Below are 14,862 nucleotides of genomic sequence, written 5' to 3'. Positions count from 1 at the left end.
ACTTACCCTTGAACAATGTTTTTAATCCAGTTAACCGCCTCAACACTGCCATCAAAGGTGACGGCGTCAAAGCGAAATTCTGTTTGTGTACTTTTCACCCCGTGGCACTGCATCCAGCGTTCTGCCGCGAGAATTAAACGCTTTTGCTTAGCAGCGGTAATACTGGCCGCTGCGCCACCAAAACCACGTCCGCGGCGAAAACGAACCTCAACAAACACCAAGCAGGTACCGTCTTGCATCACCAGATCGATTTCCCCGCGGCGACTGTGCGCGTTTTTATCTAAAACACGGAGCCCATGACGAGCGAGGTATTGGCAAGCTTGTGCTTCGTAAGCCTGCCCTGTTGCCCTAGTCGGCGAACCTGTCACTGCCCGTCCCGTCTCGTTTGGTGGTTAACCGGCTCGATGTCTGTTTTACCAAAGCGCGCCCAGTCTAGTTGTCGATGAATAACACAGTGCTCAGCGAGTGAGAGCTGACCGGTCTGGCCGCTAAACTGATAACCGGGCTGTGCCTGCATCTGTGGCAACCCTTTTAGTAAGCCGTATGCGTCCATCCCAAGCGCGTGTAAACGTGTGGTGTTATTGCTCGGCGATGGGTGGCGCTGTTGGTAACGCTGGTACGCTGCGCTTTGCGGGCTAATAAGCAGCGGAATATCACTAAACTCTATGCCTTGTAGTTCGGCTAGTTGTCCCATGCCGTCTGCACGGTTGTTGCTGCGCGAGCTCGCGTACAGCTTGGGTGGCTGGACATCTGGGTTGATTGCGACTTCGATAAATGGCTTGAGCAAGGTGAGCTCAGCGGCGCCGGCGACCATATAAACCGCATCAATGTCACGCCGACTGCGCGCTTGCGATTGCAAAGGCAAGTCGGTGAGCTGTTTCATTTGGGCGATTCGGCGCTGGCTCGCGTCTAAGCCGAAAATATCACGGATGCGTGCTTGCATCTTATCACGATCACCCAGCGGTGCGCGCTCTACGTCTGTATCCGTCAATGATTGCCAGCGCGCGGAGAAAGCATCACGCATCCGCTGACCAAAGGCAGAGTCAGGATAGAGCACCAGTGGGAATTGATACCCTTGCTGGTTCAAGCGATCAGCCGCTTGCGCCGCTTCTTGTTCGGGCGACAAGGTAAAATAGCATACCCCTTGCTGATAGTTGTCATCCGTGGGTTCATTCAGTGCTAACAAAGGCACTTGCCCAGCAATGGCGTTGCTGACGGCGGCGACTTTATGTTTTTGCAGCGGCCCAACCACAAAATCAACGCCGTCATGGGTAATGCGTTGGGTGAGCGTTTTAACGTCTAGGGCGTTGGTGTCGTAAAAACGGACTTCAGGGCGTTGCTCGCTATCAGCATCTAGCATGGCTTCGACAAAACCATCGCGAATCGCATCCCCTTGCTCGGAGAATTTGTCGGTCAATGGCAGCATCACACCAACACGTGTTGGTTGGGTGATGGTCAATGCTTGGATATCGGCCAAGTTATCAGGGAGATATTGGTTTGCTGGATGCGCAGGATGCGACGCTAAATACGCATCCAGTTGGTTTTGCATCTCAGCCACATCGCCGGTGTAACGGCGAGCGATATCAAGTAAATCAACCCAGCCGGCGAGGATGTCATCGTCGCTGCTTTGCAACTGTTTGATTTCACTTTGACTCAGTAGCTGTAAATCTTGCCACAAGGTATTCCATGCCTGCTGCGCGTCATCGGCGTTGGCATAATTCGCTAATTGGTACTGGTTTTTTACCGCGTCGAGCGCCCGATCTTGCTGGCGGGCAATCTTGGCCTTTTGCTGGTAAAAGCGGACATACTGACTGTCGTTAAGTTGCCAGTCAGGTGAAAGCGCCAGCACCTGATTGGCGTCGGCAAGTTGGCCGGTTTTTGCGAAAAAGCGCGCCCGAGCCAGTGTCCACTCAATACGCTGCTCGGTATTGAGTTGGCGTTCTGACAAGCGCTGCAATAGCACGTCCGCTTGGTTAAACTGCTGCTCGTTAATCAGCGCTTTGATCGCCAGTAGATACCAGTCGTTTTGCTTCTCGCCTTGGCTGGTTTCCGCTTGCAACAGGTAAAATGTCGAGTTCTCTGTTGCTGGCTGACTGATGACATCACGCGCGGTTGGCGTGGTGGACGGCGCACTACATGCAGCCAGCGCTAACGCTAGGGCTACAGGGGTGATAAGTCGTGTTACACTTTGACGCTTCTGGGTAAGTTTAACCATGAACATGTTTCAACCGTGACAACGTTGCCCCTATCTTAATCGCCGAAGGGTTGTTAAACAAATGACTGATGCAAATCTATCCGACCATGCTCACCCCACGCTGTACATTGTGCCGACACCGATAGGCAACTTGGCGGATATTACCCAGCGTGCTCTCGATGTATTAGCCAGCGTGGATCTGGTTGCCGCCGAAGATACACGGCATACCGCACGATTGCTTTCGCATTTTTCTATTAATGCCAAAACGTTTGCCTTACATGAGCATAATGAACAGCAAAAAGCGGCAGCGTTATTAGCCCGTTTACAACAAGGTCAGTCGGTCGCACTAGTCTCGGACGCGGGGACACCACTGATTAGCGACCCAGGCTACCACCTTGTCACGCAGTGCCGTGAAGCTGGCGTGAGAGTGGTGCCTTTACCTGGCGCTTGCGCGGTGGTCACCGCATTAAGTGCCTCTGGTTTGCCTTCAGACCGCTTTAGTTTTGAAGGGTTCCTGCCCCCGAAAACAAAAGCACGTCAAGATACGTTCCGCGCGTTGGCCGATGACCCTCGGACCTTGATTTTCTATGAATCGCCGCACCGGATTCGCGATAGTTTGGCGGATATGCGTGAAGTGCTGGGTGAGGCGCGCCGCGTGGTATTGGCACGTGAGTTGACCAAAACCTTTGAGACCATTCATGGGGCGCCATTGGGCGAACTGATTGAGTGGTTAAACGAAGATGCCAATCGGCTTCGCGGTGAAATGGTGTTACTGGTCGCGGGCCACCGCGCCGATAAAAACGCCTTGCCGTCAGCTGCCTGTCACGCGCTGAGTTTGTTAGCAGCTGAGTTACCACTCAAAAAAGCCGCGGCATTGGTGGCGGAATTGTATTCGGTTAAAAAGAACGCACTCTATAAATGGGGCCTAGAGAATTTGTAGCTGAGCGTGATTTACCCTGGCTTGCGTGGGTATTCTTCTATATACTCCCCCGCTCGAGTTGGCCGGGTAACCGCTGCTTTATTGATGTCCCACGGGAGACTGATGAAGGGGAGGAAAGTCCGGGCTCCGCAGGGCAGGGTGCCAGGTAACGCCTGGGAGGCGCGAGCCTACGACCAGTGCAGCAGAGAGTAGACCGCCGATGGCTTTTCGGAGCACAGGTAAGGGTGAAAGGGTGCGGTAAGAGCGCACCGCGCGACTGGCAACAGTTCGTGGCACGGTAAACTCCACCCGGAGCAAGACCAAATAGGTCCCTATTGGCGCGGCCCGCGTTTGGGGACGGGTAGGTTGCTGGAGCCTGTGAGCAATTGCAGGCCTAGACGAATGGTTACCACCGTTTTTACGGTACAGAACCCGGCTTACAGGCCAACTCACCTCATTATCGGGCGAGCCTTTTGGGCTCGCCCTCTCTTTTTCAGCGTTTGAGTCAGACGATTTGGTTATAACCTCATGTAGCAGATTGGCTAACTCAAGGATTAACCCGCTGAAATATCTCTTTAATCTCCCTAAGTGTGATCCTTGTCACTGTCATGGCTTGCTTGACTTTCTTTTTACCTGCTACGTACACTTCTGGGTGGGAAAATGTGGTGTAAAGTGGATAATCTTGGTGAAAAAGGGAAAATAGCGCCATGCTACGCGGCGTCAGTGCCATATCGGTCGACAAGAAAGGGCGGCTTGCCCTACCCACTCGCTATCGCGATGGCTTAATTAACCATTGTGACGGCCAGTTTGTGTGCACGATCGATCACCAGCTCCCTTGTTTGGCCTTGTATCCCGTCCCGGAGTGGGAAGTGATAGAAGATAAGCTTGCACAGCTATCGAGCTTTCAGCCAGCAGAACGGCGTTTACAGCGGTTGCTACTCGGTCATGCGTTTGATTGTGAGATGGATAGCCAAGGGCGACTCTTGCTGTCCGCGGCGTTGCGTCAATATGCGGGGCTTGAGGGCAAAGCGATGCTGGTGGGCCAACTCAACAAGTTTGAGATTTGGGATGAGCAAACATGGCAGGCACAAATTCGCCAGGATATGGACACACAGGCGGAATCAACCCCGATGATCAGTGAGCGGTTAGCAGACCTCTCTCTGTAAATAATGAAGTGAACTTATGTCAGAACAATATACCCATGTTTCCGTCCTATTGAACGAATCGGTAGACGGCCTTGCGATAAAGCCAGACGGCATTTATGTCGATGGTACCTTTGGTCGCGGCGGTCACTCCCGTCATATTTTGTCTCAACTGGGTGAGAACGGGCGCTTATACGCCATTGATCGCGACCCTCGTGCGATTGAAGAAGCCAACACCATCGACGATCCCCGCTTTCATATTATCCATGGGCCGTTTTCTGACATTGAAACTTACTTGAGTGAACGTGGCTTGAGTGAAAAAGTCGATGGGATCTTGCTCGATCTTGGCGTGTCGTCTCCGCAGTTGGATGATCCTAGCCGCGGATTCAGCTTTATGCATGACGGCCCTTTGGATATGCGCATGGATCCGAGTTCTGGTCAGTCAGCGGCGCAGTGGTTAGAAACTGCCAGCCCAGATGACATTGCTTGGGTGTTAAAAGTGTTTGGCGAAGAGCGCTTTGCTCGCCGGATTGCCAATGCGATTGTCCGCCATCGCGAGGACGAGGAGGCGCCAGCGCTGTCTACGACCAACCAACTGGCCAAGTTGATTGATAATGCGGTGCCGTTTCGAGAAAAGAAAAAACACCCGGCGACGCGCAGTTTCCAAGCGATCCGCATTTATATCAACAGCGAGCTCGATGAGATTGAGCAAGCGCTGCAAGGCGCGTTGGCAAGCCTCGCCCCCGGTGGCCGTTTGTCTGTGATCAGCTTTCACTCGTTAGAAGATCGGATGGTGAAGCGCTTTATTCGCAAACAAAGCAAAGGTCCAGACGTGCCTAAAGGGGTGCCTTTAACCGAAGCACAAATTGCCGAGATGGGCTCAGCCGCGATGAAACCGATTGGTAAGGCGGTTAAGCCCTCTGCGAAAGAGGTTGAACACAATGCGCGTGCGCGTAGCTCGGTGTTACGCGTGGCGGAGAAATTAGGGTAAATCATGGAGCCGCGCCCCAGCCTCGCCAAACAAATTCGTCAGGACGTGCTGGCCATCGGTAAGTTGCCGTTGGGTTTGTTGGTCGCGGTGCTGATATCAGCGATCGCTGTGGTGTCAATGACGCAATCGACGCGCAGTTTGATTGCCAAACAAGATGCACTGCTTGAGCAGCGCGAAACGCTTGAAGTGGAGTGGCGAAATCAGTTGCTGGAAGAAAATGCGTTGTCTGAGCACAGCCATGTTGAGTCGGTCGCGCGTGAGGATTTTGGCATGATTCGACCAACCAGTGATAACGAAGTGATCGTAAAACGGTCTTTGAGTAATAGCCGGTGAAAAAACGTTCTAGTAAGCCAGCCAATCGCCGTACGCCAAAAGCGCCACCTGTGCTCATCCAGTGGCGCTTTGGCCTTATTTGCGTGTTTATTGCGTTTGCCTTAGTGGCGTTGGTGGCGCGTGCGGCGTATATCCAAGTGATTGAGCCAGACAGGCTGCGTCATGAAGGGGATTTACGCTCAGTGCGCGTGGAGCAGGTGCATTCCGCGCGTGGGATGATTGAAGACCGCCAAGGTGAGCCGTTGGCGGTCAGTGTCCCCGTGCAAGCGGTGTGGGCCGATCCGGTGACTGTGTTTAAACACCAAGGGCTGAACAACGTTGAGCGCTGGTATGCGCTGGCCGACGTGCTGGGTCTAGACCGCCAGGCGTTGATTGACAAGATTCAAGCGAACCGCAAGCGGCGTTTTATTTATTTACAGCGTCAAGTGCGTCCAGCAATGGCCTCGTATGTAAACAAGCTCGACTTGCCCGGAGTGGGACTGAAAGCCGAGTCTCGCCGTTTTTATCCTAGTGCGGAGGTGAGTGCCCACTTAGTGGGAATGACGGGGATTGATGGCCATGGCCTGGAAGGCATTGAACGCCGGTTTGACGACTGGTTGGCCGGTGAGCATGGCAAACGTACCGTGCGTAAAGACAGATTTGGTCGTGTGGTTGAACATATTGCCACTGAAGACAAAAAAGAAGGCCAATCACTCACGCTCAGTATCGACCAGCGTTTGCAAGCCATTGCCTACCGGGCGATTAAGCAAGCGGTGGCCGACTATCGCGCCACGTCTGGCTCGTTGGTGATGGTGGATGTGAAAACCGGCGAAGTGATGGCGATGGTTAACGCCCCCTCTTATAACCCTAATAATCGTAGCTCGCTGAAAAGTTTTAATATGCGCAACCGCGCGATCACCGATGTGTTTGAGCCTGGATCAACCATGAAGCCCTTTGTGGTGCTTACCGCGTTGGAAAACGGTGTCGCGGATATGGACACCGTAATTGATACCGGCAATGGCATCATGCAAATCGGCGGAAGCCGCGTGCGGGATGTGTCCAAAGTGGGTAAAGCCAATCTCGCGCGGATCCTCAAAAAGTCGAGCAACATTGGTGTGAGTAAGCTGTCCTTAGCGATGCCAGTGGAGACCCTGTTGGGCGAGTACGGCAGCTTTGGCTTGGGAGCCAGTACCGGTGTCGAGCTTGTGGGTGAGTCGGTGGGCCATTTTCCTTCTCGTCGTCGTTGGTCCGATTTTGAACGAGCCACCTTGGCTTTTGGTTATGGCCTGTCGGTGACCCCGACGCAGCTTGCACGCGCTTACGCTACCCTCGGCGCCTTGGGGATCAATCGACCGCTGAGTATTTTAAAGCGTGAAGGGGTGACCGAAGGCAAGCAGGTTGCGTCGCGTGAGAACGTTTATAAAGTGCTGCAAATGTTAGAAGGCGTGACGCAAGAGGGCGGAAGTGCGCGCCGTGCTGCGGTGGACGGTTACCGAGTCGGGGCGAAAACCGGTACGGCCAAAGTGGCGGTAGCGGGCGGTTATGGCGATGAGTATATCGGCTATACCGCGGGCCTTGCGCCGATCAGCAACCCAAGGCTAGCGATGGTGGTGGTGATCAACGAGCCACAAGGTGACAAGTATTACGGTGGCCAAGTGGCGGCGCCGGTGTTTTCGGATGTGATGAAAAGTGCGCTCCAGATCTTAAACATTGCGCCGGACAAGGGCACAGGCCCTGGGCTGCAAGTGGCAAAATATGCAAGTGAAGTGAACCGGAATGAATGATTTAAACCAATGGCTGAGCCCGTGGCTGGCGGATGTGCCCAGCCTCTCGGTCCAGCAAATGACATTAGACAGTCGCCAAGTCGGTGCCGGTGATGTATTTGTGGCGGTTCAAGGTCACCAGGTTGACGGTCGCCAGTTTATTCAAGCAGCGATTGAGGCAGGCGCGGCGGCCGTGGTGCAACAAGGTGAAAACGACCAGATAGCCTGGCGCGATCAGGTGCCAGTGATCAGCTTGCGCGCGTTACCTCATGCCCTCTCGGCGATGGCGGCGCGCTTTTATCAGGATCCTCAGCAACACCTCGGGTTGATTGGTATCACCGGAACCAACGGCAAAACCACGGTGTCGCAACTGATTGCCCAATGGCTAGACGCTTTAGATCAACGCACAGCCGTGATGGGCACCACGGGGAACGGCTTTATTGGCGCGCTTAAAGCCGCTGACAACACCACTGGGGACGCGATTAGCATTCAAGCCCAATTAGCCGATTTCGTTGAGCAAGGTGCCCGGCATGTGGCGATGGAAGTGTCATCGCACGGCTTGGTGCAAGGGCGCGTGGCCAGCCTTGCCTTTGATGCCGCGGTGTTTACAAATTTAAGTCATGATCACCTTGATTATCACGGCACCCTCGACGCCTACGCCGAGGCGAAAAAGCAACTGTTTGAGTTAGGCTCGCCACTTAAAGTCATCAATGCGGATGATACGGTGGGTCGCACTTGGCTCAAGCAATGGCCAGACGCTATCGCTGTCGCCATGACCACCTCCTCATTAGATGGACATACAGGCCCGTTTGTGCGCGCAACCTCGGTCGCCTATGCCAGCGACGGTGTGCGGGTACAGGTCGACTCATCGTGGGGGCAAGGCGAGATCCAAGCGGCATTAGTGGGAGATTTTAATGTCAGCAATTTGCTGGTGAGCTTGGCCACCTTATTGGGGCTGGGCTATCCGTTAGCGCCGTTATTGGCCGTGAGCCCGCAGCTGCAAGCTGTCACAGGGCGGATGGAGGTTTTTCTCGCCGCTGACAAACCGACAGTCGTGGTTGACTATGCTCACACGCCCGATGCGCTGGAGAAAGCGCTGCTTGCGTTGCGACGTCATTGTAAAGGCGCGCTGTGGTGCATATTTGGCTGTGGCGGAGACCGTGATACACGCAAGCGGCCGTTAATGGCCCGCCTCGCCGAACAGCATGCCGATCATACGGTGTTAACCAATGATAACCCTCGCAGCGAAGCGCCTGAAGCCATTACTCAAGACATGCTTGCGGGCATGGAGGCGCCAGAGCGCGCATGGGTAAAACATGATCGCGCCGACGCGGTGAGCCAGGTTATTCGCCAAGCGAAAGCCGAGGACATTGTTTTGGTCGCAGGCAAGGGCCATGAAGATTATCAAGTGTTGGCGCACGGCAAGGTGCACTATTCCGACCGAGAGACGGTGGCGGCGCAACTCAAGGAGTTATCATGATTCGGACCTCACTCGATACCCTCGCGCACGCGGTGAACGCGACGATTTTACAACGTGAGTTGATACCGGCGAGCCCGCAAGTTGATGCCATTACCACGGATACCCGCGAGCTTGGCGAAGGGGCGATGTTTGTTGCCCTGAAAGGGGAGCGCTTTGATGGCCATGACTTTGCGGCTCAAGCCAAAGAGGCCGGTGCGGCGGCGATAGTGGTCGATCGTCCGCTGGATGTGGCGATCCCTCAATTGCTGGTGGAGGACACGCGTATTGCCCTTGGCCAACTCGGGGCGTGGGTGAAAAGCCAGTGTCAGGTGTCCACCATTGCCATTACCGGCAGCTGCGGTAAAACCACCGTGAAGCAGATGTTGGCGGCGATCCTCGCGCAAAAAGGACCCACGTTAGCCACTGCGGGTAATTTCAATAATGATATCGGTGTGCCACTGACCCTGTTTCGACTGACGCCTGAGCACCAGTATGCGGTGATTGAGCTGGGCGCGAATCATATTGGCGAAATCGCTTATACCACCGCGTTGGTTAAACCCGATATTGCTATGGTGACTAACTTGGCCGCGGCACATCTTGAGGGATTTGGCTCATTGGAAGGAGTGGCGATTGCCAAAGGAGAGATCTACCAAGGCTTACCAGAAGGTGGCATTGCTCTGGTCAATCAGCACAGCCACGGCGGCGAAAAGTGGCAAGCGGTCTTGGCTGACAAGCAGGTGATCACCGTCACTGACACTGAGGCGGCACCACTGAGGTTGCTAGATAGCACGCTCACTGATTCGGGCTGTTATCACATGACCTTGAGTGACGGCCAGATACAAAGAACCGTGACCTTGCCTCTGCCCGGATTGCACAATATTACCAATGCGCTGATGGCAGGCTGTGCGGCCATGCAATTACCAGGCGTGGCGTTGGACGATGTGGTGAGTGGCTTAGCGGCGATGGAAAATGCTGCGGGACGCACTCAGGTCACTGAGCCTCGACCAGGCTTGAGGTTGATTGATGACACCTACAACGCCAGTGTGCCGGCAATGAAATCCGCGATTGATGTGCTGGCCAGCTACCCAGGCGAAAAGTGGCTCATTGTGGGCGATATGGCTGAGCTTGGGCAATACAGTGAACAAATGCATCGTGAAGTGGGAGAGCATGCCGCGCAAGCGCAGTTACACCAAGTTTTCACGACTGGAAACGATAGCCGTGTGATCAGCGAATGCTGTGGCGGTAACCATTTTGATAGTAAAGAGGCGCTCATTGCGCATGTCGTAGCCATGATAAATACACAGACACCTAACACCATTCTTATTAAAGGCGCTCGCGGGATGGCGATGGAAGCCGTTGTTGCCGCCATCAAGGAGGCTTGCTAATGCTTTTATGGTTAGCGGAAGCGCTACAAAACCTTTTACCCTCGATGCGGTTGTTTGAATACCTGACGTTCCGAGCGATTGTGAGTGCATTAACCGCACTATTGTTCTCGCTATGGGCCGGGCCGCGTTTGATTAAACGCCTACAATCGATGCAAATTGGCCAAGTGGTCCGTGAAGAAGGCCCTGAATCTCATTTTAGCAAGCGCGGTACACCGACCATGGGCGGGGTACTGATCGTCGCGGCCATCAGTCTGACGGTCTTTTTGTGGGCGGACTTGGCCAACCCATATGTATGGGCGGTGATGGTGGTCCTGCTTGGCTATGGCGCGGTGGGATTTGTTGATGATTACCGCAAAGTGGTACGCAAGAATACGGATGGGCTGGTCGCGCGCTGGAAGTATTTCTGGCAATCCGCCATTGCGTTAGGGGTGGCGTTTGCCCTCTATGCGCACGGCAAGGACACCGCAGCCACTCAGTTGGTGGTACCGTTTTTCAAAGATGTGATGCCGCAACTTGGCTTGTTCTATGTGGTCTTTACCTACTTTGTGATTGTGGGGACCAGCAATGCGGTCAACCTGACGGATGGTCTCGATGGGTTAGCGATTTTGCCCACCGTGATGGTCGCCGGTGGGTTTGCCTTTATTGCTTGGGCGACAGGAAATGTGAACTTTGCCAGCTACCTGCATATTCCGTATATCCAATACAGCAGTGAGCTGGTGGTTGTTTGCGCCGCGATTGTTGGGGCTGGCCTTGGCTTTTTGTGGTTCAACACTTACCCAGCTCAAGTGTTTATGGGGGATGTGGGCTCGCTGGCATTAGGCGGTGCGCTAGGCACGATTGCGGTACTGGTGCGTCAAGAGCTGTTGCTGATCATCATGGGCGGGGTGTTCGTGATGGAGACGGTGTCGGTGATCTTGCAGGTTGGCTCCTATAAATTGCGCGGCCAACGTATTTTCCGTATGGCACCGATTCATCATCACTATGAGCTAAAAGGCTGGCCGGAGCCGCGGGTAATCGTGCGCTTTTGGATCATTTCGTTGATGCTAGTGCTCATTGCACTGGCCACACTTAAGGTACGCTAATCATGCCAGCCGCGAGCCAGCGTTCATTAACCGAATTTCATCATATCGTGGTGATGGGCTTGGGCGTGACCGGATTGTCAGTGGTGCGCTTTATTGCCCGCCATCATCCCAAGGCGTGCATTCGCGTGATGGACTCTCGCACGCAGCCTCCGGGGCAAGACCAACTGCCGGATAACGTTGAATTGCACACAGGCAGCTGGCAACCCACGTGGTTAGCGGACGCCGACTTGGTGGTCACTAACCCTGGGATATCGCTGCGCACACCCGCCTTGCTGCCAGTCCATGCAGCGGGCACCCCTGTTGTGGGGGATATTGAGTTGTTTGCTTGGTATTGCGACCAGCCCGTGGTGGCGATCACCGGCTCCAACGGCAAAAGTACTGTCACGGCGTTAGTGGGCGAAATGGCTCGAGCGGCAGGCATGAATGTTGGCGTCGGCGGCAATATTGGTGTGGCGGCGTTAGACTTGCTCGACCGCGGTCACGAGCTGTATGTGTTGGAGTTGTCGAGCTTTCAACTCGAAACCACCGAGTCGCTGGTTCTAGATGGCGCGGCCTTTTTGAATTTCTCAGAAGATCACATGGATAGATACGGCAGCTTGGCCGATTATCGTGCCGCCAAGTGCCGTATTTTCACCCATGCGACTACCCTGATTGCCAATGCCGATGATCCGCAAACGCACGATGATCTGCAAACGAACAGCGCCGCCTCCATGCGTCTGTTTGGTTTCCACCAAGGCGATTATTGCCTCATCAGTCACCAAAGTGAAGCTTGGTTAGCGGCACACAGCCAGCCACTGCTTCCCGTCTCTTCACTGGGACTGGTGGGCCGTCATAACGTGGCGAATGGGCTGGCGGCCATGGCGCTGGCTGACAGTGTCGGCATTAGCCAACAAGGACAAAAAGCGGCACTCAGCACGTACGCAGGCCTCCCGCACCGTTGCCAAAAAGTCGCCGAGCATCAGGGCGTGCTATGGGTCAATGATTCAAAAGCCACCAATGTGGCCAGTACCCTGGCGGCGCTTGATGGTTTGGATCTCGACGGGCGGTTACACCTTTTGGTGGGTGGCGATGGTAAAGGCGCCGACTTTCGCGCTTTACAACCGGCGTTGGCGAAACTCTCGGTATCGCTTTATTGCTTTGGCAAGGATAAAGCCCAGTTAGCACAGCTCGATAAGCAGGCGCACTGTGTCGATACTCTGCAACAAGCGATGACGGCCGCTGCTAATCAAGTGACAGCCGGTGATATGGTGTTGTTATCGCCCGCCTGCTCGAGTCTGGATCAATTTGCTAATTTTGCTGCCCGTGGTGACGCTTTTATCGCGGGCGTAGAATCGATGATTGCGAGGCAGACATGACCGTGCGCAGACTTCCTCAATACTGCTGGCAGTGGCTTCGGACACCGTCTCCTGGCGTGTTATACGATCGCCAGTTAGTGTGGACGTCGTTGCTGTTGATGGTCATCGGGTTAGTCATGGTGACGTCGGCATCTTTGCCTGTGGGGCTTAGGCTGGCGGATGCGCCTTTTTTGTTTGCCAAGCGTCATGCTTTTTATCTGACCGTCGCCATCGTCGCCGCAGTGGTAGTGATGTACATTCCCGTGCATTGGTGGCAGCGCTATAGCGGCTACATGTTATTGCTCTCGTCGCTATTGTTACTGGCGGTGCTTGCTGTGGGTCGGTCTGTCAATGGTGCCGCGCGCTGGATCTCTGTGGCTGGGATCAATATTCAGCCTGCGGAGATCGCCAAGTTATCTTTGTTTGTCTTTTTAGCCGGTTATCTAGTGCGTCGTCATGGTGAGGTGCGTGAGCATTTCCGCGGCTTTGCCAAACCGCTGGCTGTCTTGTTGCTGTTTGCGAGCTTGCTGTTGGCACAACCTGATTTAGGCTCGGTGGTGGTGATGTTTGTCACCACTGTGGGCATGTTGTTTATTGCAGGGGCCAAGCTGTGGCAGTTTATTGCGCTGCTGATCACCGGGTTGACCTTGGTAGGCGGCTTGATTGTCGCTGAGCCTTACCGAGTGCGCCGTGTCACTGCCTTTTTAGACCCATGGCAAGACCCGTTTGGCAGTGGTTATCAGCTAACCCAGTCTTTGATGGCATTTGGTCGCGGAGATTGGTTTGGACAAGGGCTCGGTAACTCCATCCAAAAACTGGAATATCTGCCAGAAGCCCATACTGATTTCGTGTTTGCGGTGATTGCCGAAGAGCTTGGCTTGGTGGGCGTCAGCGTCATTTTGTGTTTGATTTTTTACTTGGTGTTTAAAGCCTTGTTTATTGGTAAGCGTTGCCTCGAGCAAAACCAACTATTTGGTGGCTTTCTTGCCTTCGGGATTGGGATCTGGTTTGCGTTCCAAACCATGGTCAATGTGGGGGCTGCTGCTGGTATGCTCCCCACTAAAGGCTTGACCTTACCGTTGATCAGTTACGGGGGCTCCAGCTTGGTGATCATGGCGGTGGCCGTGGCGCTTTTATTGCGCATTGATCATGAATATCGCTTAGCCACATCGCAAGCACATCAAAGAAACCCTTATCAAGATAAAGACCCTAACAATGCGTAAAAAACGATTATTAGTGATGGCAGGTGGCACCGGTGGGCATGTTTTTCCGGGGCTCGCCGTCGCCAAGTATTTAGAGAAACAAGGCTGGGACGTTTGTTGGTTGGGCACTGCGGATCGCATGGAGGCCGATTTGGTGCCTAAATATGGCATCGAGATCGCATTTATTCGCGTTAAAGGCTTGATTGGTTCAGGGCTGATGCGCAAGCTACGAGCCCCTTGGATGATTGTCAGTGCGATTTGGCAAGCGCGACAAGTCATTAAACGGGTTAAACCGGATGCTGTGTTAGGCATGGGCGGTTATGTGAGTGGTCCAGGTGGCATTGCGGCGTGGTTAAGCGGTGTGCCCGTTATCTTACATGAACAAAATGCGGTCGCAGGGTTAACCAACCGCTGGTTGGCGAAGGTCGCCAAACAGGTGTTACAAGCGTTTCCTGGCGCATTCGATGGCAAGACAGTGGTGGGTAATCCGGTGCGCCGAGATGTGTGTGATATTCCGGCGCCTGAACACCGTTTGCATGAACGAGAAGGGCCGTTGCGGATTTTGGTGATGGGAGGCAGCCAAGGGGCGCGTATTCTTAACCAAACGGTCCCCGAGGCGGTCGCGCTCACCGAGCAAGCGGTGACGGTTCGCCACCAAGCAGGCAAGCATAACGCCGACCTGACACGGGATGCTTATCAGCAAACCGGTGTTAGCGATGTGGTTGTCAGCGAATTTATTGACGATGTTGCCGAGGCCTATGCGTGGGCCGATGTAGTGATTTGCCGCAGCGGGGCATTGACGGTTTCTGAGCTGGCGGCGGCTGGCGTTGGGGCGATTTTCGTCCCCTTTATGCATGCCGATAGGCAACAAGCACTCAACGGTGATTATTTAGTCGCCCGTGGTGCGGCTTTAATGATTGAACAGCCATCACTGACAGCAAGCACATTGGCTGAGACAATCAACCAGCTTGACCGTCCGCGCTTGTTAGCGATGGCGACGGCAGCGCGAGAGGCGGCCATTATTGATGCAGATGCCCGTGTCGCGGACGTCATCGTCACGCACGCCAACAAATAGAGAA

The 14,862-nt window shown here is 54.3% G+C and carries 13 protein-coding genes and 1 other RNA gene; 12 read left to right on the top strand and 2 right to left on the bottom strand.

Annotated elements, in window-relative coordinates:
* Positions 1-2 precede the first annotated feature (2 nt).
* Both BZG25_RS04275 and BZG25_RS04270 read right to left on the bottom strand, forming a co-directional pair.
* Entirely contained in the window at positions 3-368 is a 366-nt protein-coding gene (locus BZG25_RS04275; protein ID WP_046073956.1) for a YraN family protein, read from the bottom strand.
* On the bottom strand, positions 365-2,215 hold the full coding sequence (locus BZG25_RS04270; RefSeq protein WP_158010251.1) for a penicillin-binding protein activator: 1,851 nt from the start codon (positions 2,213-2,215) through the stop codon (positions 365-367). The genes BZG25_RS04275 and BZG25_RS04270 overlap by 4 nt, the downstream gene beginning before the upstream one ends.
* A 61-nt stretch (positions 2,216-2,276) precedes the next feature.
* Between BZG25_RS04270 and rsmI the strand changes: the two genes are divergently transcribed.
* The 12 genes from rsmI to murG all read left to right on the top strand — a co-directional run bounded on the left by rsmI (position 2,277) and on the right by murG (position 14,858).
* Positions 2,277-3,134 (top strand): 16S rRNA (cytidine(1402)-2'-O)-methyltransferase, encoded by an 858-nt coding sequence (gene rsmI / locus BZG25_RS04265; protein WP_046073958.1) that lies wholly within the window; start codon positions 2,277-2,279, stop codon positions 3,132-3,134.
* Between the two features lie 54 nt (positions 3,135-3,188).
* Positions 3,189-3,569: RNase P RNA component class A (rnpB, locus tag BZG25_RS04260), an RNA gene on the top strand.
* A gap of 251 nt (positions 3,570-3,820) precedes the next feature.
* The gene (gene mraZ / locus BZG25_RS04255; protein WP_046073959.1) at positions 3,821-4,279 is read left to right on the top strand and encodes a division/cell wall cluster transcriptional repressor MraZ; all 459 of its coding nucleotides are present in this window, start codon (positions 3,821-3,823) and stop codon (positions 4,277-4,279) included.
* Positions 4,280-4,295: 16 nt separating this feature from the next.
* Complete coding sequence (gene rsmH, locus BZG25_RS04250) at positions 4,296-5,246, top strand: 16S rRNA (cytosine(1402)-N(4))-methyltransferase RsmH (RefSeq protein ID WP_046073960.1); 951 nt, start codon at positions 4,296-4,298, stop codon at positions 5,244-5,246.
* 3 nt (positions 5,247-5,249) lie between these two features.
* The gene (ftsL, locus tag BZG25_RS04245; protein WP_046073961.1) at positions 5,250-5,579 is read left to right on the top strand and encodes a cell division protein FtsL; all 330 of its coding nucleotides are present in this window, start codon (positions 5,250-5,252) and stop codon (positions 5,577-5,579) included.
* Positions 5,576-7,342 (top strand): penicillin-binding transpeptidase domain-containing protein, encoded by a 1,767-nt coding sequence (locus tag BZG25_RS04240; protein WP_077638561.1) that lies wholly within the window; start codon positions 5,576-5,578, stop codon positions 7,340-7,342. The genes ftsL and BZG25_RS04240 overlap by 4 nt, the downstream gene beginning before the upstream one ends.
* Positions 7,335-8,801 carry a UDP-N-acetylmuramoyl-L-alanyl-D-glutamate--2,6-diaminopimelate ligase gene (gene murE / locus BZG25_RS04235; RefSeq protein WP_077638560.1) on the top strand — a complete coding sequence of 489 codons (1,467 nt, stop codon included), beginning with the start codon at positions 7,335-7,337 and terminating at the stop codon, positions 8,799-8,801. The genes BZG25_RS04240 and murE overlap by 8 nt, the downstream gene beginning before the upstream one ends.
* A complete protein-coding gene (gene murF, locus BZG25_RS04230) occupies positions 8,798-10,165 on the top strand; it encodes a UDP-N-acetylmuramoyl-tripeptide--D-alanyl-D-alanine ligase (RefSeq protein WP_077606078.1) in 1,368 nt (455 codons plus the stop codon). Before murE ends, murF begins: the two co-directional genes overlap by 4 nt.
* Positions 10,165-11,247 carry a phospho-N-acetylmuramoyl-pentapeptide-transferase gene (mraY, locus tag BZG25_RS04225; RefSeq protein ID WP_046073965.1) on the top strand — a complete coding sequence of 361 codons (1,083 nt, stop codon included), beginning with the start codon at positions 10,165-10,167 and terminating at the stop codon, positions 11,245-11,247. The genes murF and mraY overlap by 1 nt, the downstream gene beginning before the upstream one ends.
* 2 nt (positions 11,248-11,249) lie before the next feature.
* Positions 11,250-12,602 (top strand): UDP-N-acetylmuramoyl-L-alanine--D-glutamate ligase, encoded by a 1,353-nt coding sequence (murD, locus tag BZG25_RS04220; protein WP_077638559.1) that lies wholly within the window; start codon positions 11,250-11,252, stop codon positions 12,600-12,602.
* On the top strand, positions 12,599-13,804 hold the full coding sequence (ftsW, locus tag BZG25_RS04215) for a cell division protein FtsW (RefSeq protein ID WP_046073967.1): 1,206 nt from the start codon (positions 12,599-12,601) through the stop codon (positions 13,802-13,804). Before murD ends, ftsW begins: the two co-directional genes overlap by 4 nt.
* Positions 13,797-14,858, top strand: coding sequence for an undecaprenyldiphospho-muramoylpentapeptide beta-N-acetylglucosaminyltransferase (gene murG, locus BZG25_RS04210; protein ID WP_077638558.1), 1,062 nt, complete (start codon positions 13,797-13,799; stop codon positions 14,856-14,858). The genes ftsW and murG overlap by 8 nt, the downstream gene beginning before the upstream one ends.
* Positions 14,859-14,862 lie beyond the last annotated feature (4 nt).

It is taken from the genome of Salinivibrio sp. ML198 (assembly GCF_001996015.1).
GTDB classification, from domain to species: domain Bacteria; phylum Pseudomonadota; class Gammaproteobacteria; order Enterobacterales; family Vibrionaceae; genus Salinivibrio; species Salinivibrio siamensis.
This window is presented reverse-complemented; position numbering and strand designations above follow the sequence as displayed.

Excerpts from the sequence above, each read along its gene's own strand:
- murE (WP_077638560.1), top strand. The coding sequence starts at position 7,335 with ATGAATGATTTAAACCAATGGCTGAGCCCGTGGCTGGCGGATGTGCCC.
- mraZ (WP_046073959.1), top strand. The coding sequence starts at position 3,821 with ATGCTACGCGGCGTCAGTGCCATATCGGTCGACAAGAAAGGGCGGCTT.
- rsmH (WP_046073960.1), top strand. The coding sequence starts at position 4,296 with ATGTCAGAACAATATACCCATGTTTCCGTCCTATTGAACGAATCGGTA.
- BZG25_RS04270 (WP_158010251.1), bottom strand. The coding sequence starts at position 2,215 with ATGGTTAAACTTACCCAGAAGCGTCAAAGTGTAACACGACTTATCACC.
- murD (WP_077638559.1), top strand. The coding sequence starts at position 11,250 with ATGCCAGCCGCGAGCCAGCGTTCATTAACCGAATTTCATCATATCGTG.
- ftsW (WP_046073967.1), top strand. The coding sequence starts at position 12,599 with ATGACCGTGCGCAGACTTCCTCAATACTGCTGGCAGTGGCTTCGGACA.
- murG (WP_077638558.1), top strand. The coding sequence starts at position 13,797 with ATGCGTAAAAAACGATTATTAGTGATGGCAGGTGGCACCGGTGGGCAT.
- ftsL (WP_046073961.1), top strand. The coding sequence starts at position 5,250 with ATGGAGCCGCGCCCCAGCCTCGCCAAACAAATTCGTCAGGACGTGCTG.
- rsmI (WP_046073958.1), top strand. The coding sequence starts at position 2,277 with ATGACTGATGCAAATCTATCCGACCATGCTCACCCCACGCTGTACATT.
- mraY (WP_046073965.1), top strand. The coding sequence starts at position 10,165 with ATGCTTTTATGGTTAGCGGAAGCGCTACAAAACCTTTTACCCTCGATG.
- murF (WP_077606078.1), top strand. The coding sequence starts at position 8,798 with ATGATTCGGACCTCACTCGATACCCTCGCGCACGCGGTGAACGCGACG.